The organism is Vibrio sp. 10N.237.312.B06 (assembly GCF_041464685.1).
Taxonomy (GTDB): Bacteria; Pseudomonadota; Gammaproteobacteria; order Enterobacterales; family Vibrionaceae; genus Vibrio; species Vibrio tasmaniensis_A.
Window position 1 is genome coordinate 1 of record NZ_JBFSPI010000043.1, and the last position, 26045, is coordinate 26045.

22 protein-coding genes and 1 pseudogene are annotated in these 26045 nt (G+C 44.9%); 15 read left to right on the forward strand and 8 right to left on the reverse strand.

Annotation, left to right across the window (positions count from 1 at the left end):
- The 9 genes and pseudogenes from tuf to rpoC form a co-directional block, all read left to right on the forward strand.
- Positions 1–218, forward strand: a pseudogene (gene tuf, locus AB6C75_RS12980) (elongation factor Tu); the annotation flags it as partial.
- A 223-nt stretch (positions 219–441) separates the two neighbouring features.
- Positions 442–819 carry a preprotein translocase subunit SecE gene (gene secE, locus AB6C75_RS12985; protein WP_017096511.1) on the forward strand — a complete coding sequence of 126 codons (378 nt, stop codon included), beginning with the start codon at positions 442–444 and terminating at the stop codon, positions 817–819.
- A 13-nt stretch (positions 820–832) separates the two neighbouring features.
- Entirely contained in the window at positions 833–1381 is a 549-nt protein-coding gene (gene nusG, locus AB6C75_RS12990) for a transcription termination/antitermination protein NusG (RefSeq protein WP_012605006.1), read from the forward strand.
- 212 nt (positions 1382–1593) lie between these two features.
- Positions 1594–2022 (forward strand): 50S ribosomal protein L11, encoded by a 429-nt coding sequence (gene rplK, locus AB6C75_RS12995; RefSeq protein WP_010435555.1) that lies wholly within the window; start codon positions 1594–1596, stop codon positions 2020–2022.
- A gap of 4 nt (positions 2023–2026) precedes the next feature.
- Positions 2027–2731 (forward strand): 50S ribosomal protein L1, encoded by a 705-nt coding sequence (gene rplA / locus AB6C75_RS13000; protein ID WP_012605004.1) that lies wholly within the window; start codon positions 2027–2029, stop codon positions 2729–2731.
- 242 nt (positions 2732–2973) lie between these two features.
- A complete protein-coding gene (rplJ, locus tag AB6C75_RS13005; protein WP_009844673.1) occupies positions 2974–3468 on the forward strand; it encodes a 50S ribosomal protein L10 in 495 nt (164 codons plus the stop codon).
- Between the two features lie 57 nt (positions 3469–3525).
- Positions 3526–3891: a 50S ribosomal protein L7/L12 gene (rplL, locus tag AB6C75_RS13010; protein WP_009844674.1), complete on the forward strand. Its 366-nt coding sequence runs from the start codon at positions 3526–3528 to the stop codon at positions 3889–3891.
- 234 nt (positions 3892–4125) lie between these two features.
- Complete coding sequence (rpoB, locus tag AB6C75_RS13015) at positions 4126–8154, forward strand: DNA-directed RNA polymerase subunit beta (protein ID WP_009844675.1); 4029 nt, start codon at positions 4126–4128, stop codon at positions 8152–8154.
- Between the two features lie 90 nt (positions 8155–8244).
- Entirely contained in the window at positions 8245–12447 is a 4203-nt protein-coding gene (gene rpoC / locus AB6C75_RS13020; protein WP_009844676.1) for a DNA-directed RNA polymerase subunit beta', read from the forward strand.
- 338 nt (positions 12448–12785) lie between these two features.
- Here the strand turns inward: rpoC and AB6C75_RS13025 are convergent, their stop codons facing one another.
- Entirely contained in the window at positions 12786–13283 is a 498-nt protein-coding gene (locus AB6C75_RS13025; RefSeq protein ID WP_012604999.1) for an Rsd/AlgQ family anti-sigma factor, read from the reverse strand.
- A 164-nt stretch (positions 13284–13447) separates the two neighbouring features.
- Between AB6C75_RS13025 and nudC the strand changes: the two genes are divergently transcribed.
- Complete coding sequence (gene nudC, locus AB6C75_RS13030; RefSeq protein ID WP_009844679.1) at positions 13448–14257, forward strand: NAD(+) diphosphatase; 810 nt, start codon at positions 13448–13450, stop codon at positions 14255–14257.
- A gap of 299 nt (positions 14258–14556) precedes the next feature.
- A complete protein-coding gene (hemE, locus tag AB6C75_RS13035) occupies positions 14557–15624 on the forward strand; it encodes a uroporphyrinogen decarboxylase (protein ID WP_004729761.1) in 1068 nt (355 codons plus the stop codon).
- A 110-nt stretch (positions 15625–15734) separates the two neighbouring features.
- On the opposite strand, the gene AB6C75_RS13040 is transcribed toward hemE, so the two are convergent.
- Positions 15735–16328, reverse strand: coding sequence for a uracil-DNA glycosylase family protein (locus AB6C75_RS13040; protein ID WP_017096514.1), 594 nt, complete (start codon positions 16326–16328; stop codon positions 15735–15737).
- Positions 16328–17254 (reverse strand): D-2-hydroxyacid dehydrogenase, encoded by a 927-nt coding sequence (locus AB6C75_RS13045; RefSeq protein WP_017096515.1) that lies wholly within the window; start codon positions 17252–17254, stop codon positions 16328–16330. The genes AB6C75_RS13040 and AB6C75_RS13045 overlap by 1 nt, the downstream gene beginning before the upstream one ends.
- A 71-nt stretch (positions 17255–17325) precedes the next feature.
- On the opposite strand from AB6C75_RS13045, the gene AB6C75_RS13050 reads away from it, so the two are divergent.
- Positions 17326–17913, forward strand: coding sequence for a YjaG family protein (locus AB6C75_RS13050; protein WP_017055908.1), 588 nt, complete (start codon positions 17326–17328; stop codon positions 17911–17913).
- A gap of 83 nt (positions 17914–17996) precedes the next feature.
- Here the strand turns inward: AB6C75_RS13050 and AB6C75_RS13055 are convergent, their stop codons facing one another.
- Complete coding sequence (locus AB6C75_RS13055; protein WP_280603728.1) at positions 17997–19148, reverse strand: hemolysin family protein; 1152 nt, start codon at positions 19146–19148, stop codon at positions 17997–17999.
- Positions 19149–19418: 270 nt separating this feature from the next.
- Between AB6C75_RS13055 and hupA the strand changes: the two genes are divergently transcribed.
- A complete protein-coding gene (gene hupA / locus AB6C75_RS13060) occupies positions 19419–19691 on the forward strand; it encodes a nucleoid-associated protein HU-alpha (protein WP_004729753.1) in 273 nt (90 codons plus the stop codon).
- Between the two features lie 47 nt (positions 19692–19738).
- On the forward strand, positions 19739–20437 hold the full coding sequence (locus AB6C75_RS13065) for a DUF1481 domain-containing protein (protein WP_372107949.1): 699 nt from the start codon (positions 19739–19741) through the stop codon (positions 20435–20437).
- 169 nt (positions 20438–20606) lie between these two features.
- Here the strand turns inward: AB6C75_RS13065 and purD are convergent, their stop codons facing one another.
- Together purD and purH are read right to left on the reverse strand one after the other, a co-directional pair.
- Positions 20607–21896 (reverse strand): phosphoribosylamine--glycine ligase, encoded by a 1290-nt coding sequence (gene purD / locus AB6C75_RS13070; protein WP_017103309.1) that lies wholly within the window; start codon positions 21894–21896, stop codon positions 20607–20609.
- Positions 21897–22178: 282 nt separating this feature from the next.
- Complete coding sequence (purH, locus tag AB6C75_RS13075) at positions 22179–23789, reverse strand: bifunctional phosphoribosylaminoimidazolecarboxamide formyltransferase/IMP cyclohydrolase (RefSeq protein WP_009844686.1); 1611 nt, start codon at positions 23787–23789, stop codon at positions 22179–22181.
- 325 nt (positions 23790–24114) lie between these two features.
- On the opposite strand from purH, the gene zntR reads away from it, so the two are divergent.
- Positions 24115–24555 carry a Zn(2+)-responsive transcriptional regulator gene (gene zntR / locus AB6C75_RS13080; RefSeq protein ID WP_009844687.1) on the forward strand — a complete coding sequence of 147 codons (441 nt, stop codon included), beginning with the start codon at positions 24115–24117 and terminating at the stop codon, positions 24553–24555.
- A gap of 47 nt (positions 24556–24602) precedes the next feature.
- Here zntR and AB6C75_RS13085 read toward each other — a convergent pair whose 3' ends face one another.
- A complete protein-coding gene (locus AB6C75_RS13085; RefSeq protein ID WP_372107950.1) occupies positions 24603–25562 on the reverse strand; it encodes a GGDEF domain-containing protein in 960 nt (319 codons plus the stop codon).
- 171 nt (positions 25563–25733) lie between these two features.
- The gene (gene fis, locus AB6C75_RS13090; protein WP_004729744.1) at positions 25734–26030 is read right to left on the reverse strand and encodes a DNA-binding transcriptional regulator Fis; all 297 of its coding nucleotides are present in this window, start codon (positions 26028–26030) and stop codon (positions 25734–25736) included.
- Positions 26031–26045: the final 15 nt, after the last annotated feature.

Below are 26045 nucleotides of genomic sequence, written 5' to 3' on the forward strand. Positions count from 1 at the left end.
TCTTCAAGGGTTACCGTCCACAGTTCTACTTCCGTACAACTGACGTAACAGGCGACATCACTCTACCAGAAGGCGTAGAAATGGTAATGCCAGGTGACAACGTTCAAATGACTGTTGAGCTAATCGCTCCAATCGCAATGGACGAAGGTCTACGTTTCGCAATCCGCGAAGGTGGCCGTACAGTTGGTGCTGGTGTTGTAGCTAAAATCTTTGCATAAGATTTGACGAACCACTAGTAAAAAGGGCATCATTTGATGCCCTTTTTCTGCGCTGAAAAAAGAGTTGGGTGTTTTGACATCAATTTTAACTCTTAGCAAAGAATTAAACGGTCTTTTTAACTAAAATGACTGTTAGATGTGTTGTTTTGCAACGCAAAGGAATGTGCCCTGCAACAGCGGGGTTATTGTCGTCTATATTTAAGACTTATCACAGGTTGGTTTTATGAAAGCAAACGCTGAAACTCCTGATAGCTCAGGTGCAGCAGATACAATGAAGTGGGTAGTCGCTTTTGTACTGTTGGCTGCTGCTGTTGTGGGTAATTACCTGTATGGTGAATTGTCTGTTGTAATTCGCGCTGCAGGTGTAGTTGTGCTGATTGCTGCCGCACTAGGCGTTGCAGCAACAACAACTAAAGGTAAAGCTGCGATCGATTTTGCAAAAGAATCTCGTATGGAGATTCGTAAAGTTGTTTGGCCTACTCGCCAAGAAACTATGCAAACTACATTGATCGTTTTAGCTGTATGTATTGTTATGTCTCTAGTGCTTTGGGGAATTGACGGCATTATGGTCCGTTTAGTTTCTCTAGCAACTGGAGTGTAGAGGGTTCTGATTCATGAGTGAAGCTCCAAAAAAACGTTGGTATGTAGTTCAAGCCTTTTCTGGCTATGAAGGTCGTGTATCTCAATCGTTACGCGAACATATTAAAATGCACGACATGGAAGAATTCTTTGGTGACGTTTTAGTACCTACTGAAGAAGTAGTGGAAATGCGTGCAGGTCAACGCCGTAAAAGCGAACGTAAGTTCTTCCCTGGCTACGTATTAGTGCAAATGATCATGAATGATGAATCATGGCACTTAGTACGCAGCATTCCTCGTGTTATGGGCTTCATTGGTGGTACCTCTGATCGTCCTGCACCAATCACTGACAAAGAAGCTGATGCTATCTTGAACCGTCTAGAGAAAGCGAGCGAGTCTCCACGTCCTAAGACAATGTTCGAAGCGGGTGAAGTGGTTCGTGTGAACGATGGTCCGTTTGCTGATTTCAACGGTACAGTTGAAGAAGTAGATTACGAGAAAAGCCGCATTAAGGTATCTGTATCGATCTTTGGTCGTGCAACACCGGTTGAGCTTGAATTTGGTCAAGTTGAAAAGCTGGACTAAAACTCTAACTTTTGAACAAGCTGTGGATAAATACTTCATAAGTTGTTCAAAATAAAAGAGTATAAAAAACCACCTTTTTAGGGTTGTTAAAGGCGCGAATTATGATTATAATTTCGCGCCTTTTTACTTCTATCGAAGTAAGAAAGAGTTAATTGAAATTAAGGGGAGCTTGCCTCAGGGCTAGCGCATGTACCCAAAAATTAGGAAATATCATGGCTAAGAAAGTTGAAGCTTATATCAAACTGCAAGTTGCAGCTGGTATGGCAAACCCAAGTCCACCGGTTGGTCCTGCTCTAGGTCAACACGGCGTGAACATCATGGAATTCTGTAAAGCGTTCAACGCAAAAACAGAATCTGTTGAGAAAGGTCTACCTACTCCAGTAGTAATTACTGTTTACAACGACCGTTCTTTCACGTTCGTAACTAAGACTCCACCTGCTGCTGTTCTTCTTAAGAAAGCTGCTGGCGTTAAGTCTGGTTCAGGTCGTCCAAACACTGAGAAAGTTGGTACTGTAACTGACGCTCAAGTTCAGGAAATCGCAGAAACTAAAGCTGCTGATATGACTGGTGCTGACATCGAAGCAATGAAGCGTTCTATTGCTGGTACTGCTCGTTCAATGGGCCTAGTGGTAGAGGGATAAGATCATGGCAAAACTTACTAAGCGTATGCGCGTAATCCGCGACAAAGTTGAAGTAACTAAAGAATACGAAATCAACGAAGCTGTTGCTCTTCTTAAAGAACTAGCTACTGCTAAATTCGTTGAGTCTGTAGATGTTGCTGTTAACCTAGGCATCGATGCTCGTAAATCTGACCAAAACGTACGTGGCGCAACTGTGCTACCTCACGGTACTGGCCGTGACATCCGCGTTGCTGTGTTCACTCAAGGTGCAAACGCAGAAGCAGCTAAAGCAGCTGGCGCAGATATCGTTGGTATGGAAGATCTTGCTGAGCAAGTGAAAAAAGGCGAAATGAACTTCGACGTTGTTGTTGCTTCTCCTGATGCAATGCGTGTTGTTGGTCAACTAGGTACAATCCTAGGTCCACGCGGCCTTATGCCAAACCCTAAAGTTGGTACTGTAACTCCTAACGTTGCTGAAGCGGTTAAGAACGCTAAAGCTGGTCAGGTTCGTTACCGTAACGACAAGAACGGTATCATCCACACTACTATCGGCAAAGCATCTTTCGAAGCTAACCAGCTTCAAGAGAACCTAGAAGCACTTCTAGTAGCTCTTAAGAAAGCTAAGCCTTCTTCAGCGAAAGGTACTTTCCTGAAGAAAGTAAGCATCTCTACTACAATGGGTGCTGGTGTTACTGTTGATCAAGCTAGTCTTGACACTCAAGCAAACTAATTTGCTTCGGCGCAGATTTAGTGTATACTTCTGCGCCTAATATTTGTGGTTGGGTGATTTTTGAAGCAATTCAGGTCATCCGTCCCAAGACCGTAGGCGCTGTACTCTTCGGAGGTATGGCTTAATAAAACCTACGTAGGCGATGTTGTGGTTTGAAGTGAATTTATTCATTTTTAAATAACATCGTAAACGCTCATTACATTTTGTATGAGTGCTGTAATCACAACCAGAGGTTAATCCAAATGGCTTTAAATCTTCAAGACAAAAAAGCAATTGTTGCTGAAGTCAACGAAGCTGCCAGTGGTGCACTTTCTGCAGTTGTAGCTGATTCTCGTGGCGTTACTGTTGGCGCAATGACTTCTCTACGTAAACAAGCTCGCGAAGCGGGTGTTTACATGAGAGTTGTTCGTAACACACTAGCACGCCGTGCGATTCAGGGTACAGACTACGAGTGTCTAACTGACACTTTCACTGGTCCAACTCTGATCGCATTCTCTAATGAGCACCCAGGTGCTGCAGCGCGTCTTTTCAAAGACTTCGCTAAAGAGAATAAAGATTTCGAGATCAAAGCTGCTGCATTTGAAGGCGCAGTTACTGATGCTGAAGTACTAGCGACACTACCAACTTACGACGAAGCTATCGCACGCCTAATGATGTGCATGAAAGAAGCTTCTGCTGGCAAGCTGGTTCGTACTATCGCTGCTGTTCGCGACCAAAAAGAAGAAGCTGCGGCTTAAGCCTTGCTTTTCACTGGTTGCTATTTAAACTTATTGTTGACTTAAAAGAGAATTGTTATGTCTATTACTAACGAGCAAATCCTAGACGCAGTTGCAGAAATGTCTGTAATGCAAGTTGTTGAGCTTATCGAAGCTATGGAAGAGAAATTCGGTGTTACTGCTGCTGCTGCAGTTGTAGCTGGTGGTGCTTCTGCTGAAGCTGCTGCTGAGCAAACTGAATTCGACGTAATCCTAACTGCTGCTGGCGCTAACAAAGTACAAGTTATCAAAGCTGTACGTGGCGCAACTGGCCTAGGTCTTAAAGAAGCTAAAGGTCTTGTAGACTCAGCTCCTGCAGCGCTTAAAGAAGGCGTTGACAAAGCTGAAGCTGAAGCTCTTAAAGCACAGCTAGAAGAAGCTGGCGCTTCTGTTGAAGTTAAGTAATTATTACTTAATTTCTTAGCCGCAAGGCTAATGGCTGGTGGTTTATTAACCACCGGCCTTTTTGCGCTGTAGGGCTATGACGAAATTTCCGCTGTTTAACCGTCATAATCCAAGCAAAAAAACAGTCATTTTTTCGAAATGATTGTTCACTACAGTAAACAGCTGTTTGTCACCGCCCCCTCTGAAGAGTGTTTTGGGTGGTTTGGGTCACTTATCAGCGAGCTGAGGAACCCCATGGTTTACTCTTATACCGAGAAAAAGCGCATCCGTAAGGATTTTGGTACTCGTCCACAAGTTTTGGACATTCCATACCTGTTATCGATCCAGCTTGATTCTTTCGACAAATTCATCGAACAGGATCCTGAAGGTCAATACGGTCTTGAAGCTGCTTTCCGTTCTGTATTTCCAATTCAGAGCTACAACGGCAATTCTGAGCTGCAATACGTTAGCTACCGTCTTGGTGAGCCAGTTTTTGACGTTAAAGAATGTCAAATCCGCGGTGTTACTTACTCAAAGCCACTACGCGTAAAACTACGTCTAGTTATCTTTGATCGAGATGCACCAGCAGGTACTGTAAAAGACATTAAAGAACAAGAAGTCTACATGGGCGAAATTCCGCTTATGACAGACAATGGTACTTTCGTAATTAATGGTACCGAGAGGGTTATCGTATCCCAGCTGCACCGAAGCCCAGGCGTGTTCTTCGACAGTGATAAGGGTAAGACCCACTCATCAGGTAAAGTTCTTTATAACGCACGTGTAATTCCTTACCGTGGCTCATGGTTAGACTTTGAGTTCGATCCTAAGGATAACTTATTCGTACGTATCGACCGTCGTCGTAAGCTACCAGCATCGATTATCCTTCGTGCACTTGGTAAATCGACTGAAGAGATCCTAGATCTGTTCTTCGACAAAGTGAACTTCGAAGTGAAAGACCAAACTCTACTTATGGAGTTGGTTCCTGATCGTCTACGTGGTGAAACTGCGTCATTCGACATCGAAGCAAACGGAAAAACTTACGTTGAGACTGGTCGTCGTGTAACTGCTCGCCATATCCGTCAACTTGAAAAAGATGGCGTTGAGCACATCGAAGTACCAGTAGAGTACATCGTTGAAAAGATTGCTGCGAAAGATTACATCAACGAAGCAACTGGCGAGATCATCGTTGGCGCAAACCAAGAGATTAGCCTAGAAGCACTTGCTAACCTGTCTCAAGCAGGTCACAAGACTCTAGAAGTGCTGTTCACGAATGACCTAGACCATGGTCCATTCATGTCAGACACTCTACGTGCGGATAGCACAGTAGATCGCATCTCTGCATTGGTAGAAATCTACCGCATGATGCGTCCTGGCGAGCCACCAACGAAAGAAGCTGCAGAATCATTGTTCGAAAGCCTATTCTTCTCTGAAGATCGTTACGACCTATCAACTGTAGGCCGTATGAAATTCAACAGCTCTATCGAGCGTGAAGAAGAAGAAGAGCGCGGTACTCTGGATGAATCAGACATCATCGAAGTGATGAAGAAACTGATTGGTATCCGTAACGGCATTGGTGAAGTGGACGATATCGACCACCTTGGCAACCGTCGTATCCGTTCTGTAGGTGAAATGGCAGAAAACCAATTCCGTGTTGGTCTAGTTCGTGTAGAACGTGCCGTTAAAGAACGTCTAAGCCTTGGTGACCTTGATGCAATCATGCCTCAAGACCTTATCAACGCTAAGCCGATCTCTGCTGCAGTTAAAGAATTCTTTGGCTCTTCACAGCTTTCACAGTTTATGGACCAAAACAACCCATTGTCAGAAGTTACGCACAAGCGTCGTATCTCTGCTTTAGGTCCTGGTGGTCTTACTCGTGAGCGCGCAGGCTTCGAAGTACGTGACGTTCACGTAACTCACTACGGTCGTCTATGTCCGATCGAAACGCCTGAAGGTCCAAACATCGGTCTAATTAACTCGCTATCTGCATTTGCACGTTGTAACGATTACGGTTTCCTAGAAACTCCGTACCGTCGTGTAGTAGATGGTGTAGTAACAGAAGAAGTTGATTACCTGTCTGCAATCCAGGAAGGTCAATTCGTAATCGCGCAAGCAAACACAATTCTTACTGAAGAAGGTACGTTTGCAGATGAGCTAATCACAGCTCGTCAAAAAGGTGAATCTGGTCTTCACCCACGCGATCACGTTGACTACATGGACGTTGCGACAAACCAAGTAGTATCTATCGCTGCTTCGCTTATCCCGTTCCTAGAACACGATGATGCGAACCGTGCATTGATGGGTGCCAACATGCAACGTCAAGCTGTACCAACACTGAGAGCTGATAAGCCTCTAGTAGGTACGGGTATCGAACGTAACATCGCAGTTGACTCTGGTGTTACAGCGGTTGCTAAACGTGGTGGTCAAGTTCAGTCTGTTGACGCTTCTCGTATCGTAGTTAAGGTTAACGAAGATGAATTGGTACCTGGCGAAGCTGGTATCGATATCTACAACCTGACTAAGTACACGCGTTCGAACCAAAACACATGTATTAACCAACGTCCAACTGTACTTCCTGGTGAACCAGTTGCACGCGGCGATGTTCTTGCTGACGGTCCTTCAACAGACCTTGGTGAACTAGCTCTTGGCCAAAACATGCGTATCGCATTCATGCCTTGGAACGGTTACAACTTCGAAGACTCGATCTTAGTATCTGAGCGCGTAGTTCAAGAAGACCGTTTCACGACAATCCACATTCAAGAACTATCTTGTGTGGCTCGTGATACTAAGCTGGGTTCTGAAGAGATCACAGCTGATATTCCAAACGTAGGTGAGTCTGCTCTGTCTAAACTAGACGAGTCAGGTATCGTTTACATTGGTGCTGAAGTTAAGGGTGGCGACATCCTAGTTGGTAAAGTAACCCCTAAAGGTGAAACTCAACTGACTCCTGAAGAGAAGCTACTACGTGCTATCTTCGGTGAGAAAGCATCTGATGTTAAAGATACTTCTCTACGTGTACCAAACTCTGTTTCGGGTACTATCATCGATGTACAAGTCTTCACTCGCGATGGCGTAGAGAAAGACAAACGTGCACTTGAAATCGAACAGATGCAGCTTAAAGAAGCTAAGAAAGATCTAACTGAAGAGTTCCAAATTCTTGAGGGTGGCCTTCTTAACCGTGTTAAAGCTGTACTTCTGTCTGGTGGTTACTCTGAAGCTAAGCTTGATACTATCGGTCGTAAGCAATGGCTAGAGCAAGTTCTAGAAGACGATGCGCTACAAACACAGCTTGAGCAACTTGCTGAGCAGTGGGATGAGCTAAAAGCAGACTTCGATAAGAAGTTTGAAACTAAGCGTCGTAAAATCACTCAAGGTGATGATCTAGCGCCTGGCGTTCTTAAGATTGTTAAAGTTTACCTAGCGGTTAAACGTCGTATCCAGCCTGGTGATAAGATGGCCGGTCGTCACGGTAACAAAGGTGTAATCTCTAAGATTAACCCTGTTGAAGACATGCCATACGATGAGAAAGGTCAGCCTGTAGACATCGTACTTAACCCGCTGGGTGTACCATCGCGTATGAACATCGGTCAGATCCTAGAAGTTCACTTAGGTTTGGCTGCGAAAGGTATCGGTGACAAGATCAACCAAATGGTTAAGGAACAACAAGAACTGCATAAGTTCCGTGAGTTCCTACAGAAGGTTTACGATCTTGGCGATACTCGTCAGAAAGTTGATATTGCTGAACTGTCTGATGATCAAGTTCGTACACTGATCAAGAACCTACGTGGCGGTCTACCGATTGCTACACCTGTGTTCGACGGTGCTTCTGAGTCTCTAATCAAAGAACTACTTAAACTGGGTGATCTGCCAGAATCTGGTCAGCTTAAACTGTTTGATGGTCGTACTGGTGATTCGTTTGAGCGTCCTGTAACTGTTGGTTACATGTACATGCTGAAACTGAACCACTTGGTTGATGACAAGATGCATGCTCGTTCAACTGGTTCTTACAGCCTAGTAACTCAGCAACCACTTGGTGGTAAAGCTCAGTTCGGTGGTCAGCGTTTCGGTGAGATGGAAGTATGGGCACTAGAAGCATACGGTGCTGCATATACTCTACAAGAAATGCTAACAGTTAAGTCGGATGACGTTAACGGCCGTACTAAGATGTACAAGAACATCGTAGATGGTAACCATAGCATGGAACCTGGCATGCCAGAGTCGTTCAACGTACTGTTGAAAGAGATTCGCTCGCTAGGTATCAACATCGAGCTAGAAGACGAAGAGTAATCCCTCTTTTTTATAAAGAAGATTGGATTACTTGGTAAAGGGGGCTCACTTTAGTCGGTGAGCTCCTTTAACTCCTTACAGGAGCTGAACGTGAAAGACTTATTAAACTTTCTAAAAGCACAGCATAAGACCGAAGAATTTGATGCAATCAAAATCGGTCTATCTTCACCAGACACGATCCGTTCGTGGTCTTTTGGTGAAGTTAAAAAGCCAGAAACAATTAACTATCGTACGTTCAAACCTGAACGTGATGGTCTGTTCTGTGCACGTATTTTTGGTCCAGTTAAAGACTACGAATGTCTTTGTGGCAAATACAAGCGCCTGAAGCACCGTGGTGTTATCTGTGAGAAGTGTGGCGTTGAAGTTACACAAACTAAAGTTCGTCGTGACCGTATGGGCCACATCGAGCTTGCTTCACCAGTTGCTCACATCTGGTTCCTAAAATCACTACCGTCTCGTATCGGTCTACTAATGGATATCCCTCTGCGTGATATCGAACGTGTTCTTTACTTCGAAATGTACGTAGTAACTGAACCGGGTATGACTGATCTAGAAAAATCTCAGATGCTTACTGAAGAAGAGTATCTGGATCGTCTAGAAGAGTGGGGTGACGAATTCACTGCTAAGATGGGTGCTGAAGCGATCAAAGATCTGCTTTCAACAATGGACCTTCATCAAGAAGTGGAAGAAATGCGCGAAGAGTTGGAAACAACTAACTCTGAAACTAAGCGTAAGAAAGTTACTAAGCGTTTGAAGCTAGTTGAAGCGTTCATTTCGTCAGGCAACAAGCCTGAGTGGATGATCCTAACTGTACTTCCAGTGCTACCGCCAGATCTACGTCCTCTAGTACCACTAGATGGCGGTCGTTTTGCGACATCTGATCTGAACGACCTTTACCGTCGTGTGATCAACCGTAACAACCGTTTGAAGCGTCTTCTAGAGCTAGCGGCTCCAGACATCATCGTACGTAACGAAAAGCGTATGCTGCAAGAGTCTGTTGATGCCCTTCTAGATAACGGTCGTCGCGGTCGTGCGATCACGGGTTCTAACAAGCGTCCTCTGAAATCTCTTGCTGATATGATCAAGGGTAAACAAGGTCGTTTCCGTCAGAACCTTCTAGGTAAACGTGTAGACTACTCTGGCCGTTCTGTAATCACAGTTGGTCCATACCTTCGTCTACATCAGTGTGGTCTTCCTAAGAAGATGGCACTTGAGCTATTTAAGCCGTTCATCTACAGCAAGCTAGAAACTCGTGGCATGGCTACGACAATCAAAGCTGCTAAGAAAATGGTAGAGCGCGAAGAAGCGATCGTTTGGGATATCCTAGACGAAGTGATCCGTGAACACCCAGTACTGCTTAACCGTGCACCTACACTTCACCGTCTAGGTATCCAAGCGTTTGAACCAGTACTAATCGAAGGTAAAGCGATTCAGCTTCACCCACTAGTGTGTGCGGCATACAACGCCGACTTCGATGGTGACCAAATGGCTGTACACGTGCCTCTAACTCTAGAAGCACAGCTTGAAGCTCGTACCCTAATGATGTCGACGAATAACATTCTGTCGCCAGCATCAGGTGATCCAATCATCGTACCTTCTCAGGACGTTGTATTGGGTCTTTACTACATGACACGTGACAAGATCAACGTGAAAGGTGAAGGTATGTACCTTGCTGGCCCTGCTGAGGCTGAAAAGGCATACCGTACTAAGACTGCTGAGCTACACGCTCGCGTTAAAGTACGTATCACTGAAACTGTAGTAGATGAAGACGGCAATAGCACAACGAATACTGGCCTAGTTGATACGACTGTAGGTCGTGCAATGCTATGGCAGATCGTTCCAGCTGGCCTACCGTACAGCATCGTTAACCAAAAGTTAGGTAAGAAGCAGATCTCTACTCTTCTTAACGAGTGTTACCGTAAGCTTGGTCTAAAAGATACAGTAGTATTTGCTGACCAAATCATGTACGCAGGTTTCGCATACGCGGCACTTTCTGGTGTTTCTGTAGGTATCAACGATATGGTTGTTCCTCAAGCGAAATACGATGAAATTGAATCTGCTGAAGAAGAAGTTCGTGAAATCCAAGAGCAATTCCAATCAGGTCTTGTTACTGCGGGTGAGCGTTACAACAAAGTTATCGATATCTGGGCATCTACGAATGACCGCGTTGCGAAAGCAATGATGGATAACCTATCTTCTGAAACAGTTATCAACCGTGACGGCGAAGAAGAACAGCAAGAATCGTTCAACAGCATCTACATGATGGCTGACTCGGGCGCACGTGGTTCTGCAGCTCAGATTCGTCAGCTAGCAGGTATGCGTGGTCTGATGGCGCGTCCAGATGGTTCAATCATCGAAACGCCGATCACAGCGAACTTTAAAGAAGGTCTAAACGTCCTTCAGTACTTTATCTCAACGCACGGTGCTCGTAAGGGTCTTGCGGATACAGCACTGAAAACAGCAAACTCGGGTTACCTAACTCGTCGTCTAGTAGACGTTGCTCAAGACGTTGTAGTACACGAACATGACTGTGGCACGCATGAAGGTATCGACATGATGCCTCACATCGAAGGTGGTGACGTTAAAGTTGCACTTTCTGAGCTTGCTCTAGGTCGTGTAGTAGCTGAAGACGTTCTTAAGCCTGGTACTGAAGATGTACTGATTCCACGTAATACTCTGATTGATGAGAAGTGGTGTCAAATCATGGAAGACAACTCAGTAGATAGCATGAAAGTGCGCTCTGTTGTTACCTGTGATGCAGACTTCGGTTGTTGTGCACAGTGTTACGGTCGTGACCTAGCACGTGGTCACCTAGTGAACCAAGGTGAAGCAGTTGGTGTTATCGCTGCACAATCTATCGGTGAACCGGGTACACAGCTAACGATGCGTACGTTCCACATCGGTGGTGCGGCATCTACTGCAGCAGCAGAGAATAGCATCCAAGCTAAGACAACTGGTACTGTGAAACTTCACAATGCTAAGTTCGTAGTTAACAAAGATAAGAAACTGGTTATCACTTCTCGTGCATCTGAGATGACGATTATTGATGAATTCGGCCGTACTAAAGAGAAGCACAAACTTCCTTACGGTTCTATGCTAACCAAAGGCGACAACGCAGCAGTTACTGCTGGTGAAGTTGTAGCTAACTGGGAAGCGCATACCATGCCAATCATCACTGAAGTGGCAGGTCGTATCCAATTCGTAGATATGATCGATGGTATTACAGTTTCTCGTCAAACTGACGATCTAACGGGTCTTTCTTCAAGTGAAGTAACAGACGCAGCAGCTCGCCCAGCAGCAGGTAAAGATATGCGTCCAGCTATCAAACTTGTTGATGAGCAAGGTAACGACGTAATGATTCCTGGTACTGATATGCCAGCTCACTACTTCCTACCTGGCAAAGCGATTGTAAACATCGAAGATGGCGCTGAAGTTGGCATTGGTGACACACTATCTCGTATCCCTCAAAAATCGAGCGGAAACAAAGATATCACCGGTGGTCTACCACGCGTAGCTGACCTATTCGAAGCTCGTAAGCCTAAAGAGCCTGCGATCCTTGCTGAGCACACAGGTACTGTGTCGTTTGGTAAAGAAACGAAAGGTAAGCGTCGTCTAGTAATCACTCGTGAAGGCGGTGACGCTTACGAAGAGATGATTCCTAAGCACCGTCAATTGAACGTGTTCGAAGGTGAGAAGATTGAACGTGGTGATGTAATCGCCGACGGTCCTGAAACTCCACACGATATCCTGCGTCTACGTGGTATCCACGCAGTAACTCAGTACATCGCGAACGAAGTTCAAGAAGTTTACCGCTTACAAGGCGTAAAGATTAACGATAAGCACATCGAGACTATCGTTCGTCAAATGCTACGTAAGTGTACAATCACTCATTCTGGTGACTCTCCGTTCCTACCTGGCGAACAAGTTGAGTACCACAATGTTAAGATTGCTAACCGTAAGCTAGAAGCTGAAGGTAAAGAACTAGTACGTTTCGAACGTGACCTACTAGGTATTACTAAAGCATCTCTTGCAACTGAGTCATTCATCTCAGCTGCATCGTTCCAAGAAACGACTCGCGTACTAACAGAAGCTGCGGTTTCTGGTAAGCGTGATGACCTTCGCGGCCTGAAAGAGAACGTAATTGTTGGTCGTCTGATCCCAGCTGGTACTGGTTTCGCATACCACCAAGAGCGTCAAAAGCAACGTGAAGAAGAGCAAGAAGGTCCTTCAGCTGAGCAAGCTACTGACAATCTAGCAGCACTTCTAAACGCTGGTTTCTCTTCAGAAGAGTAAGCTCTACGAGTAGTCTCTAAGAGATAAGAAAAAAGGCACCTTCGGGTGCCTTTTTTGTATCTGTCGTATTGGATGTATTGGTGTTTAACGAGAGGCTTATAGATTAGACGTTGAAATGGCTGGTAGACTTAGTCACGAGTATTTTCTCGTCGGCTGCTTTAGATGTTTACAGGGAGAGCGTGAGGATGAAACTGGTGACAAGTATTACGTCTGGTTATCACAACACATCAGAGTAGGGACGAATAATAGGCTCTGGCAGAAGAGTTGGATGTTTTAGGTAACGCTACAGACAAAACAAAAAGCTTGCACAGAGGCAAGCTTATTAAGGATTCAGCTAACTAAGCGCCTGGTGGAATCGCTAAACTGTCTGCAATAAGCTGGATAAGATTATCTTCTACTTCAAAACGTACTTCGAGTAGTTCACCTACTTTTGACATATCTCCTTCGAAGTTAGGCAACTCATCGTCTGCACTTACTTTAACGTACTTATCATTGAACTCTAGAAGCGGCTCGGTTGTAAGTACGATCTTCGCGTAAGTTGTATCAATCTCGTCATTGGTTTTAAAGCCTGTTGCTTGCCATTTTTTCATGACCATATCGTAGATCTTAAAATGACCCTCTGAGATATAATCGACAACATGATCGCAGAATGAGCTTATTTCTTTAGGAGAAGGGAGTTCAACAACGTTTGATTGCCCATTGCTAGCTGGCTGCAAGGCACCTAGCTTACAATACTCAACGATTAGAGACTGTCGAGTTTCGAGCCAATGATCGATGACCTCATTAGAGCCACCCCATTGTTCTTGTATTTGTTTGAATTTATTTAGCATGACCATGTCCTCATGATCTGATCACAACCTTGTGATCAAGTAATTGCCTAAGCAGGGTCCATTTATTGGTATCTACTAAAAGTAATAGTTTGAATTATTCTCTGCTACAACTCTAGTATGAAATCAGATTGCCAGTAAAATGAACGAACTGCAAGCAATGAGGCATAGGGATGTTAAAAAAAAGTGATAACAAAATGACAGAGCAAGCTTATTGGTGCGTCGTTTCAGGTAGTGATATTTGGGTTAATAATGATCAGTTCCCTTATGGCTCAGCTGAAGAGCTAGGGCTGGATGTCGAGCATGCAATCTGCATTGGTCAGCATCAAGGTCGTAAGGTGTATTGGCTCAACGATTGCGATGTGGAGATTGATCTGAGCATGGTCAGCCTAAGAGATTTGCTTCACTGGCCTGAATCAAGTTTTCTGATCGCAAGCAAAGCTATCCAGTATGGGAACATGACACAAAGTATGCGTTTTTGCCCTCAGTGCGGCGGTCGTAATCATCTCAATCATAATCAGGTGGCGATGCAGTGTGGAGACTGCCGAACGCTTCATTACCCTCGTATCTTCCCGTGCATCATTGTCGCTGTACGAAACGACAACAAGATATTACTTGCGCAGCACCCAAGGCATAAAACGGGTATGTACACGGTAATAGCGGGCTTCCTAGAGGTTGGAGAAACCCTAGAGCAGTGTGTGGCGCGAGAAGTCAAAGAAGAAACGGGGATCGATGTGAGTAACATTCGTTACTTTGGTAGCCAGCCATGGGCGTTTCCATCGAGTATGATGATGGGCTTTCTTGCAGATTATGCTGGTGGTACGCTTAAACCCGATTACAGTGAACTGTCGGATGCCCAATGGTTTGACGTAACAAGCCTACCTGATGTTGCTCCAGTCGGAACGATTGCGAGACAATTGATTGAGAATACAGTCGATGACATAAGGAAAGCCGGCGTCGCGGAGCAAGAACTAGAACATTAAATTACCTGTGATAGTATTTGGCCTATGGGTGGTCAAACACTAAAAAAAACCCTCCACAAGTGGAGGGGGTAAGTAAGATGTCGTTATGAGATGCTGAGTAGTGACTACTCAGTTGTTATAATTGTAATTTTCGCTAGCGAACAAATTTTTAACATGCTCCTGTAATTGGGTGCAAATTAAGCATGGATTTAAAAGTTAATAACTTGATCTAGGTTGCAAAGCACACAGCTTTTACCCTTCAATCAGTGTTAGAATACTTGCCATCAAAACTAGACAAGATTGAATTGGAATTTAACGGAATGACCGAATTAAAAAACGATCGCTATTTACGCGCACTTTTAAAACAGCCTGTTGATTACACACCGGTATGGATGATGCGCCAAGCTGGCCGCTATCTTCCAGAGTACAAAGCAACGCGCGCTGAAGCGGGCGATTTCATGTCTTTGTGCAAAAACGCTGAACTAGCATCAGAAGTAACACTTCAACCTTTACGTCGTTTCCCGCTTGATGCGGCAATCTTGTTCTCTGACATCCTAACTATCCCAGATGCGATGGGGTTAGGTTTGTACTTCGAAACAGGTGAAGGCCCTAAGTTTGAACGCCCTATCACATGTAAAGCAGACGTAGAAAAGATTGGCCTACCGGATCCTGAAGGTGAACTTCAATACGTAATGAATGCCGTTCGTCAGATCCGTAAAGACCTGAAAGGCGAAGTGCCACTGATTGGTTTCTCTGGTAGTCCTTGGACATTGGCAACTTACATGGTTGAAGGCAGCAGCTCGAAGGCGTTCACTAAGATCAAGAAGATGATGTATGCAGAGCCACAAACGCTGCACTTACTTCTAGATAAGCTGGCTGACACTGTTATTGAATACCTGAACGCGCAAATTAAAGCAGGCGCACAATCGGTAATGGTATTCGACACATGGGGTGGTGTACTTACTCCGCGTGACTACAACCTGTTCTCACTGCAGTACATGCACAAAATTGTCGATGGCCTAATTCGTGAAAATGAAGGTCGCCGTGTACCGGTTACTCTGTTCACTAAGAACGGTGGCATGTGGCTAGAATCTATCGCAGCGACTGGCTGTGATGCAGTTGGGCTAGACTGGACAATCAATATTGCTGATGCAAAAGCACGTATTGGCGATAAAGTGGCTCTACAAGGCAACATGGACCCATCAGTACTTTACGCACAACCTGAGCGTATTCGTGAAGAAGTCGGCACTATCCTTGAAGGTTTTGGTGACGGCGGTACTGGCCACGTATTTAACCTTGGCCATGGTATTCACCTAGATGTGCCACCAGAAAATGCTGGTGTATTTGTGGACGCAGTTCACGACCTATCTAAGCCATACCATAAGTAATTCAGTATGTGTTTTTAGAAAAAGCGCTGTCGAGAAATCGGCAGCGCTTTTTTATTATCTTTCTATCCGCACTCAATATCGGCTAAATCATCGTTGATGTGCAGAGCTAATTAGGCATTTGGATCATGGCAGGCCAAATGCTCTGATACGTGCTTCCTGATATAGGGAATGACTTCACTTTCGAACCATGGGTTTTTCTTGAGCCAGATATTATTACGTGGTGAAGGGTGGGGAAGTGGCAAAAATTCTGGAGCCCAAGCCTGCCAGTTACGTACCGTTTCAGTGAGTGTGCTGGTGGCTTTATCTTTTAGATAATAGTTTTGCGCATACTGACCAATCAGCAAGGTCATTTGGATGTTGGGCAGTGATTGCAGTACTTTTTGGTGCCATAGTGCAGCGCACTCCTTTCGAGGCGGTAGATCGCCACTTTTTCCCTTTCCTGGATAGCAAAAGCCCATCGGGACAATCGCGACTTTTTGTTCGTCATAAAACGTATCGCTATCCATCTCTAGCCATTCTCTCAATCGCTCGCCACTGGCGTCGTTCCAAGGGATAGATGATTGATGAACCTTGATACCGGGTGCTTGGCCTATGATTAACAAGCGCGCGTTTGGGTGTGCCTGAATCACTGGGTTTGCACCGTGTGATAAATGAGGTTCACAAGCGGTGCATTGTCGTATCTCGGTGAGCAGTGACGAGAACATCAGTAGCCTTTATCAAAATCAATGGTGTTATTCAGTGTAAAACCATCTCGCCATTGTTGGTAATTATTGGCGAAGATCTCCACGACCTGTCTTGGCTCACTTAGAGCCGCAATGTGTGGTGTGATGGTCACTTGCGGCAACGTCCAAAACGGGTGTTCTTGTGTGAGAGGTTCGCATTCAAAGACATCTAAGAAAGCGTGTTCAACCCATTTATTCTTAATCGCAAGCAGTAACGCTTTATTGTCTACGCTTTCCCCGCGACCCACATTAAACAGCAATACGTTAGAGCAGTAGCTTAAGGTGGTTTGATTCAGTAGTTGGTAGGTCTCATCCGTTGATGGCAGGGTGTTCACTACAATATCCGCTTGCTTGAGGGCGGCTTCTAGTTCATTAATGTGGAAAGTGTCTTTGAAGGTTTCTTGCTTTGATGGGATACCTGTCCGGTTGACACCTATGGTGTGAATACCAAAAGCAGCAGCGGTTTTAGCTAAATGACTGCCAATTGACCCCGTTCCTAAAATCACCATGGTTTTGTCAGTTAGGCTGGTATAAAGCTGCGGCTGCCAGTTTCGTTGTACTTGTTGCTGGTGGTAGTGAGGAAAGTGTCTACAGTGGCTGATCGTGTAACCCAACACGTATTCAGCAATCGCAGGGCCGAAGATGCCTTTGACGTTGGTCAGCGTATAATCTTGGCGAAGATCCGGCTGAGTGAGTTTATTGATTCCAGCATAGGTACTTTGCACCCAGTCTAGCTTTTTAAACTCATTAAGTCGCTCCACTATTAAAGGAGGAGCAGCCAGTACGATCTCAGCTAATTCGGGGTTTTGAGTGATTTCGAGGTCAGGTAACCCTTGGTTTAGAATCAGTTGCGTATAGGTATCGTCATGCTCGGTAAGAATATAGAGCTTATTCGTAAAATTGTTCATCGGCTTACCTTTTCCCCCCAGGGTTTATCAAGTACACTTTCGCTGTCTTTTTCTGCAATTATTGAGTGACTATGCTTCAGAATCCACTGCAGGTTCGTCTTGAAAAGTTAGAACCTTGGCAACAAATTACTTTTATGGCGTGTCTATGTGAGCGTATGTATCCTAACTATGCCATGTTTTGTGAGAATACAGAATTTGCGGAAGCTCGAATCTACCGTGATGTTTTGGATAGCATTTGGGAAATCCTAACCGTTAAAACGGCAAAGGTGAACTTTGAGCGTCAACTTGAGAAAGTAGAAGAGCTATTCCCTAGCGCAGATGATTTTGATTTCTATGGTGTTTACCCTGCAATGGACGCATGCCAAGGCTTAGCAACATTAATCCATGGTCTACTTGATCGTGAGCATATGTTGGAAGCGGTAATTAAAGTGAGTCAACAATCGGTGAAGACGGTTGCTGAGCTTGAGTTTGCTCAAGGCGCTGAAGAAGTGACGAACGAAAACCAGAAAGAAAACGAAGCGGTATGTGAAGAGTGGGACGTTCAGTGGGCCATTTTCCGACCTCTACGTGAAACGACTGAGCGTGACTTAGAGCTGATCAAAGACCTACGCCACGAACTGCGTGAAGACCCAGTGAGCAACATTGGTGTTGCGTTATAACGGATGTTGAGTTGTAGCGAATAGAATAAAAAACAAAGGCTCCCTAGGGAGCCTTTGTTGTATCTGACGCTATCAAATTTAGATTAAGCGTCTTTCTTGTCTTCTTTTTGAACCTTGCTTTCATCCGCTGACTTTGAGTCTGAGGTGTCGTTGTCTGCTAGAGTTTTTTCTTCTAGCTCGTCCTCTTCATCGCGGTTTTCGATAACACCGTGTGTCTCTTTCCACGTTTCCCAGCGTTGGAACGCCAGTTCTTGCATGTCTGTGGTTTTATCTGCTTCGTCGACAATCTCTTCACCCACTAGGTGTTCAAAGATATCTTCTAGGGTGATGATGCCCTGAATTGTGCCGTACTCGTCCACAACTAAAGACAGTTGCAGGCGGTTTGCCATCATTTGGTCAAAGGCCTTAGCTAAGCCCATGTTGTTTAGCAAGACGTGGATAGGGCGCATCACTTCACCCAGAGCCTTCTCACCACAACCCGCTTGTTGCAATCTAAACAGCTCTAAGCGGTGGACAAAACCGATGATATTGTCACTTTGTTCGCTGTAGACCAAAGGACGTGAGAATGGCGTGTCTTTGTGTTGTTCTAGGAACGTATTGACACTCATTTCTGCATCGACGCGGAATACAACAGGGCGTGGTGTCATGACTTGAGTCACGGGCACATCTTGAATACCTAACAGATTGCTCAGAATTTTTGATTCACCTTCAGCAAATTCACCGCTCTCTTTTGCCAAAATAGCCATTGCAGATAGCTCATCACGCATTTTTGGTGCCTGGTGGCCGCGAGCTAAACGTTTGGTGATTTGCTCTGAGAACCACACAAATGGTGTTAGGAAAAAGACCATCCAGCGAAGCACATTTGATGATGCTGGAGCAAGTTGACGCCAGTAGGTCGCGCCAATGGTTTTTGGAACAATCTCAGACAGAACTAAAATACCCAGAGTTAATACGGCAGAGAATACGCCTAACCATTGGCTACCAAAAACGACTGCTGCTTGTGCACCCGCTGTCGCAGCACCGATGGTGTGTGCGATGGTGTTGAGCGTTAAAATTGACGCAAGCGGGCGGTCAATATCGGTTTTCAGTTTGTCTAATGACTCTGCTGCAGGGTGCCCATTTTGTTTTAGTTGAGCAATGTAGCTCGGACTAATACTCAAAAGTACAGCTTCCAAAACAGAACAAATGAAAGAAACTCCAATAGCAATGGAGACGTAAATAGTTAGCAGCAGCATGTTTGCCCTTAAATTAAATTGTACGCTTTAGCAGCGATTCAGCGTGGATTATAGAGAATAAGTAGTGGCTAGGTCATCATTAATTTTGCTCTCAGCCCCTTTTAAACAAGGGCTTGCTCAGTAAAATCAGTAACAAATTGTGAGTTATTACTCATATTATGGCTAAAACTACGGCATTAGAGCTAAAGATCGACGACAAACCTTTGCCAGATGGGGCATTTATGTTTTAGAGTGAATCGAATTCAAAAATACAAAGAAGGGAAACCTAAAATGAACAAGACTCAATTAATCGACTTTATTGCTGAAAAAGCGGACCTTTCTAAAGCACAAGCTAAAGCTGCTCTAGAAGCGACTCTTGGCGGTGTTACAGATGCTCTTAAAGATGGCGATCAAGTTCAGCTAATTGGTTTTGGTACTTTTAAAGTAAACCACCGTGCAGCTCGCACTGGTCGTAACCCAAAAACTGGTGACGAGATCCAAATCGCTGCTGCAAATGTTCCAGCATTTGTTGCAGGTAAAGCGCTGAAAGATTCAGTGAAATAATCTAAACTGTACCGAGGTAGTCGTATTCCACCTCGGTACAGGTTTTTATGAAAAAAGCATTTCTTCTCGTTTCAATATTATCTACATTTCTCATTGGCTGTTCATCAACCAGCCCTCGCAAAAACCTAGAGCAATTTGAAACTCATACCGGCGGCCAAGTCATGGGCGACGCGACAAGTTTCTACTGGGTTACAAACAAGCTAACACAACCACACACTTCTGCTGATTACGTCACTATGGGCGACTATGGTTGGTACAAAACCGATTATGCTTGGTCCGGTGGTGTACTGCGTGAATTTATTCGTGAAGGTGAGCAACGTAATTCTTCTAATGAGCTGGTTCCGTATAGTGTCCATGTGCGTTTTAATAAGTCAGGCGAAGCTGTATATCAGCAGTATCGTATTGATAGCAAAATTTTGCCTATCCAAGTTAAGCAACTTGAAAGCTACCAGAAAGAAGCCAAGTCGGTTTTAGAAACTACGATGAAGCAGCATGACGAAGGGCTCAGACTGGTTCAGGGTTACTGGAATGGCAAAACGTTCCAGACTTGCTCTGGTAAGCAATTTTCTGACATTGAATTTAATCAAACACTACCTAATTTTGTGATTAACCGTTTGTCGTCTGTAGAGAGCTATGGTGCTTTTGTCGGCAAGGAGTCTCTCAGAAAACTATCTGTTGCTGAATTTTTGATGTTGGCAGATGACAACCATCAGTGTGTTACAAGACCATCATTGTTGAAAGAATAGAGCGTATTTAAAAGGGTTAAGAGAATTTACCCGCTGTAGGTCAGTGCTTATTTGTGTGTACAGGAACAGACCCCAGGACAGATTAAGCAATAAAAAAGGCGCCAATCGAGGCGCCTTTTCTGTTGTTACTTGCTTGCGGTCATTCGAACATAAGCGAGTCGTAGACTGATTACTGTTCTTGCTCGCGCGCAATCGCACGGTAACCGATGTCATTGCGGTGGAACATACCATTCCAGCTAACTTGCTTCGTCAACGCGTAAGCGCGCTCCTGAGCTTCAGAAACCGTATTACCCAGTGCCGTTGCACAAAGTACACGGCCACCGTTTGTCACAACGTCGCCAGCTTCGTTATTTGTCGTACCCGCGTGGAAAACCTTTTGGCCTTCAACTTCGCTGGTTGGCAGTGAAATAACGTCACCTTTTGCGTAGTCAGCAGGGTAACCGCCAGCAGCAAGAACAACACCGATAGAAGCGCGTGGGTCCCACTTTGATTCTGCTTCGTCTAGCTTCTCATCGATAGCCATTAGGCAAAGTTCAACAAGGTCTGACTCCATACGCATCATGATAGGTTGCGTTTCAGGGTCGCCAAAGCGGCAGTTGTATTCGATAACCTTAGGTGTGCCGTCAGCATCGATCATTAGTCCTGCGTAAAGGAAACCAGTGTAAGGTGCGCCTTCTGCGTCCATACCACGTACCGTTGGATAGATAACTTCCTCAAGGATGCGGTTATGGATTTCAGGAGTTACCACTGGAGCTGGAGAGTAAGCACCCATGCCGCCAGTATTAGGGCCAGTGTCTTTGTCGCCAACACGTTTGTGATCTTGGCTGGTGGCCATAGGAAGCACGCTAGAACCGTCAACCATTACGATGAAGCTTGCTTCTTCGCCTTCAAGGAACTCTTCGATAACCACGCGACTGCCTGCTTCGCCAAATGCGTTGCCCGCTAGCATGTCTTTGATTGCGTCTTCAGCTTCTTCAAGTGTCATCGCAACGATAACGCCTTTACCCGCCGCAAGGCCGTCAGCTTTTACTACGATTGGAGCACCTTGCTCGCGAACGTAAGCGATAGCTGGCTCGATCTCAGTGAAGTTTGAGTAGTAACCTGTTGGGATATCGTGACGAGCTAGGAAGTCTTTGGTGAATGCTTTAGAGCCTTCAAGCTGTGCTGCCGCTTGAGTTGGGCCGAAGATTGGTAGACCCACTTCGCGGAATGCATCAACCACACCAATAACCAATGGTGCTTCAGGGCCCACGATAGTCAGTTCGATTTTCTTTTCTTGAGCAAACGCGACTAAACCAGCGATGTCTTCAACACCGATGTTTACGTTTTCAAGTTTAGGTTCAAGCGCAGTACCTGCGTTACCTGGAGCGATGAATACTGTTTCAACATTTGGGTTTTGTGCCGCTTTCCAACCAAGTGCATGCTCACGACCGCCGGCACCGATAATCAATACATTCATGTTTTAAAATCCTTATAGCTGCTTCAGAGCCTTTATTTCTGTGTCAAACATGCTCACTTATGGTCATAAGCTCCGCGTGTTTTCCTTGAACTAAAGTCACTGACTTGCTCTACGTATTTCAAATATCGGAATATTTAAAAAACAAAATTATAAGTTTTGCTCAAAGTAGTTGGTGATGTGGCTAGGCAGCAATTGAGCCCATCCCCGGAAGCATAGCTCGCTATGTGACCGGGGTGGGCGAAAGCAGCTAACGACGCCACAGTGCCAAATACGAAGAGGAAATTAGTGGCGGAAGTGACGCATGCCCGTAAAGATCATCGCCATGCCGTGTTCGTCTGCTGCTGCGATAACTTCGTCATCACGCATAGAGCCGCCCGGTTGGATAACACACTTGATGCCCGCTTCTGCTGCCGCGTCGATACCGTCACGGAATGGGAAGAATGCATCTGATGCCATCACGCAACCTTCAACCTGTAGACCTTCGTCTGCCGCTTTGATACCTGCGATTTTCGCAGAGTAAACGCGGCTCATTTGGCCTGCGCCTACACCAATAGTCATGTCGCCTTTCGAGTAAACGATAGCGTTAGATTTAACGTACTTCGCTACTTTCCAGCAGAATAGAGCATCTTTCAATTCTTCAGCTGTTGGCTGACGCTTAGAAACCACTTTCAGGTCATCTTCAGAAACCATACCTTGGTCGCGGTCTTGAACTAGCAAACCGCCGTTAACGCGTTTCACGTCAAAACCAGTTGTCTTAGTTGTCCACTCACCGCACTCAAGCAGGCGAAGGTTTTTCTTAGCCGCTACGATTGCTACTGCTTCCGCAGAAACAGATGGTGCAATGATAACTTCAACGAATTGACGCTCAGTGATAGCCGTTGCTGTTGCAGCGTCTAGCTCACGGTTGAAAGCGATGATGCCGCCAAATGCAGACGTTGGGTCTGTTTTGAATGCACGGTCGTAAGCTTCTAGGATGTCTTCACCTAGTGCAACACCACATGGGTTAGCGTGCTTAACAATTACACATGCTGGCTGGTCGAACTCTTTCACACACTCAAGTGCTGCGTCAGTGTCAGCGATGTTGTTGTAAGAAAGCGCTTTACCTTGGATTTGGCGAGCAGTAGAAACCGACGCTTCTTCAGGGTTCGCTTCAACGTAGAATGCTGCCGCTTGGTGGCTGTTCTCACCGTAGCGCATGTCTTGTTTCTTCTCGAACTGTTGGTTGAACGTGCGAGGGAATTTAGACTCTTCATCAGCCTTCTTTCCTTCTTCATCAAGTAGAGAGGCACCGTAAGATGGAACCATAGTGCCGAAGTAGTTTGCGATCATGCCGTCGTAAGAAGCTGTGTGCTCGAATGCTGCGATAGCGAGGTCGAAACGAGTCTCTAGCGTTAGAGATTTCTCGTTCGCGTCCATTTCAGCAACAACGCGCTCGTAGTCGTGTGCGTTAACAACGATAGTTACGTCTTTGTGGTTTTTCGCTGCAGAGCGAACCATTGTAGGACCGCCGATGTCGATGTTCTCAACAGCGTCAGCAAGGGTACAACCTTCTTTAGCAACGGTTTCTGCGAATGGGTATAGGTTTACAACAACCATATCGATAGGGTTGATACCGTGAGTTTCCATCACGTCATCATCTTGGCCACGACGGCCTAGAACACCACCATGAACTTTTGGGTGCAGAGTCTTAACACGGCCATCCATCATTTCTGGGAAACCAGTGTAATCAGATACTTCTGTAACAGAGATGCCTTTTTCAGCAAGCAGGCGAGCAGTGCCACCGGTAGATAGGATATCTACACCACGGTTAGCAAGAGCTTGTGCAAATTCAACGATACCAGTTTTGTCTGATACGCTGATTAGAGCGCGGCGAATTGGACGAGCGTTATTCATGCTTCCATCTTCCTCAAATTCATGGGGTTAAAATAAAGATATTTGCCAAAAAAGAACTTGTTTCTATCTTCTTAGCGTGGATTATCTTAGATACCAGTAAGAGATAAAATATTGGCCAGTTTTGGTAAAGACCTTTTGGGTTTGTCTTATGATTAAGCAATAAGATAACCAACTCCAAATTTGATGGCGCAGATTCTAACTAATTTATTACAAAAAAGCTCGCGCAATCGTTTGGCATCTCAAAATTAATTATGAAAAGTGCCATTTCAGCCTGAAAAGTAACGATAAGGTTAATTGTGGAATGGACGGAACAGTAGGAAAAAACATGTTTCAGATCGGTGAATTAGCGAAAAGATGCGGTGTGACAGCCGATACCTTGCGGTTTTATGAAAAAAGTAACCTGATTGCTCCTGCCAGTCGCAGTGACTCAGGATATCGCTTATATGATGAAAACAATCAAAAACAGGTGACCTTTATTCTTAAATCTAAAGCGTTAGGGCTGAGTTTAGATGAAATTAAGGAATTGCTCGAGATTCGCTTGGAAGCAACGCAGCACAGTTGCTCAGAAGTGAAAGCCATCACAACGGCAAAGCTGACACTTATTGATGAAAAAATCAGTGAACTTGGCAGAATACGCACGGCATTAAAGAAGATTAATGATGCTTGCTGCGGTCATGTAGATGACGATGCGAGCCATTGTTCTATCTTAGGTGCTTTGGCGAGCGAAGATAAACAAAGCTCATGCTGTGCTGCTGATGGTAAATAGCTGAGAAGGTCCCCGTTAGGGAGAGAGGTTTACTACGGTTAATAACCCTAGGAAGCTTGCAGTATTTTGGCTCTTAGTTGAGCGTCAATTTTTAAAGTGGGTAGGTTATTATGGTAAAGCGTGACTTGGTTGCGGCCAGTCTGCTTTGAAGAATACATGGCTCTATCAGCTTGAGCCAATAGTTCTTTTATGGTTTTAAGATGTGGTGTGTATTCAGCAACACCGATGCTGACTGTTGGGTAGATGATGTGGCCGTCTACGGTGCATGGTGTTGATTCAATCGTTTTACGAATCGTCTCTGCAACGTAATAAGCTTCAATGGCACTGGTGTGTGTGAGGATGACACCGAATTCTTCGCCACCCAAGCGACCTAGATAATCATCGCAGTCTATTGACTGTTGGCATAAACTCGCGACTTGAACGATTACCTCATCACCAGAAAGGTGGCCAATTTGATCATTGATCTCTTTGAAGTGGTCTATGTCTATCATCAAACACGTTAAGCTTTGCTTAGGCGATTGACTGAACTCTCTTTCCAACCCAAGTAAAAAGGCACGTCTATTTAAAATCCCAGTTAGCTCATCGATTTCAGCGAGTTCTATCAGCTCAGCTTCACGTTGCTGTGCTTTAGTAATATCCCGCTCTTGCCACAGCACGTATTGCTTTTCTGGCGAGAGGTACAATGGCTTTAATGTCGATTCAAAATATCGATCGTCTGATTCTGCAGATTCTTCCCCTTGAGCGAAAAGTTGTTCAATAGAAAGCTGAAGTTGCTGACAGGGCGCAAGAGAGTATCGAATGTATTGAATTTCGCGACTGGAATAAGCTTGCTTTGCCGCCTCTAACAGCTGCTTTTCAACCGCGGGAGGCAACAGTTCTGAAACTGTGTGGTGATTTGGATTGTCAAAGTTTTCAACAATACGTCCGGATGTATCCAACAGAAGATGACGATCAGGCAGTTCACGGATCAGTGTGCTAAGCCATTCTTCCCTTTTCATATCAAGCATGTAGCTTCCAGACGATTAGATTAATGGGCCATTATATCGGTAGTGATTACGTTATCAATCGTTACATCTCATTAATTGATTGATAATTGTTCGCTTGTTGCCATCTAAACAAAAAAAAGCCGAGTTCAATAAAGAGCTCGGCTTCTAATTCAATAAATTACGAAAGAACGATTAGTTCATGCCGTATTTTTTAAGTTTCTTGCGAAGAGTACCGCGGTTAATACCCATCATGGTTGCTGCGCGAGTTTGGTTACCGCGAGTGTACTGCATGATAGTGTCTAGTAGTGGCTGTTCAACTTCAGCTAATACTAATTCGTATAACTCGCTGACTTCTTGACCGTTTAATTGAGCAAGGTAATTTTTCAATGATGCTTTAACTGAGTCACGTAGTGGCTTCTGCGTGATTTGGTCTTGTGATGTAACTGTAGTTACTGTCAATGCTTCTGAAGTCAGATTTTGTTCGAACATATTCGGTCTAGCTCT

What these genes read in the sequence shown, in the direction of transcription:
- AB6C75_RS13045 (WP_017096515.1), bottom strand. Translation starts at nt 17,254, where the DNA reads ATGAACAATTTTACGAATAAGCTCTATATTCTTACCGAGCATGACGAT.
- hemE (WP_004729761.1), top strand. Translation starts at nt 14,557, where the DNA reads ATGACCGAATTAAAAAACGATCGCTATTTACGCGCACTTTTAAAACAG.
- AB6C75_RS13025 (WP_012604999.1), bottom strand. Translation starts at nt 13,283, where the DNA reads ATGGTCATGCTAAATAAATTCAAACAAATACAAGAACAATGGGGTGGC.
- rpoB (WP_009844675.1), top strand. Translation starts at nt 4,126, where the DNA reads ATGGTTTACTCTTATACCGAGAAAAAGCGCATCCGTAAGGATTTTGGT.
- zntR (WP_009844687.1), top strand. Translation starts at nt 24,115, where the DNA reads ATGTTTCAGATCGGTGAATTAGCGAAAAGATGCGGTGTGACAGCCGAT.
- rplL (WP_009844674.1), top strand. Translation starts at nt 3,526, where the DNA reads ATGTCTATTACTAACGAGCAAATCCTAGACGCAGTTGCAGAAATGTCT.
- purH (WP_009844686.1), bottom strand. Translation starts at nt 23,789, where the DNA reads ATGAATAACGCTCGTCCAATTCGCCGCGCTCTAATCAGCGTATCAGAC.
- rplK (WP_010435555.1), top strand. Translation starts at nt 1,594, where the DNA reads ATGGCTAAGAAAGTTGAAGCTTATATCAAACTGCAAGTTGCAGCTGGT.
- nudC (WP_009844679.1), top strand. Translation starts at nt 13,448, where the DNA reads ATGTTAAAAAAAAGTGATAACAAAATGACAGAGCAAGCTTATTGGTGC.
- rplJ (WP_009844673.1), top strand. Translation starts at nt 2,974, where the DNA reads ATGGCTTTAAATCTTCAAGACAAAAAAGCAATTGTTGCTGAAGTCAAC.
- AB6C75_RS13085 (WP_372107950.1), bottom strand. Translation starts at nt 25,562, where the DNA reads ATGCTTGATATGAAAAGGGAAGAATGGCTTAGCACACTGATCCGTGAA.
- AB6C75_RS13050 (WP_017055908.1), top strand. Translation starts at nt 17,326, where the DNA reads ATGCTTCAGAATCCACTGCAGGTTCGTCTTGAAAAGTTAGAACCTTGG.
- rplA (WP_012605004.1), top strand. Translation starts at nt 2,027, where the DNA reads ATGGCAAAACTTACTAAGCGTATGCGCGTAATCCGCGACAAAGTTGAA.
- fis (WP_004729744.1), bottom strand. Translation starts at nt 26,030, where the DNA reads ATGTTCGAACAAAATCTGACTTCAGAAGCATTGACAGTAACTACAGTT.
- purD (WP_017103309.1), bottom strand. Translation starts at nt 21,896, where the DNA reads ATGAATGTATTGATTATCGGTGCCGGCGGTCGTGAGCATGCACTTGGT.
- AB6C75_RS13055 (WP_280603728.1), bottom strand. Translation starts at nt 19,148, where the DNA reads ATGCTGCTGCTAACTATTTACGTCTCCATTGCTATTGGAGTTTCTTTC.
- hupA (WP_004729753.1), top strand. Translation starts at nt 19,419, where the DNA reads ATGAACAAGACTCAATTAATCGACTTTATTGCTGAAAAAGCGGACCTT.
- secE (WP_017096511.1), top strand. Translation starts at nt 442, where the DNA reads ATGAAAGCAAACGCTGAAACTCCTGATAGCTCAGGTGCAGCAGATACA.
- AB6C75_RS13065 (WP_372107949.1), top strand. Translation starts at nt 19,739, where the DNA reads ATGAAAAAAGCATTTCTTCTCGTTTCAATATTATCTACATTTCTCATT.
- nusG (WP_012605006.1), top strand. Translation starts at nt 833, where the DNA reads ATGAGTGAAGCTCCAAAAAAACGTTGGTATGTAGTTCAAGCCTTTTCT.
- AB6C75_RS13040 (WP_017096514.1), bottom strand. Translation starts at nt 16,328, where the DNA reads ATGTTCTCGTCACTGCTCACCGAGATACGACAATGCACCGCTTGTGAA.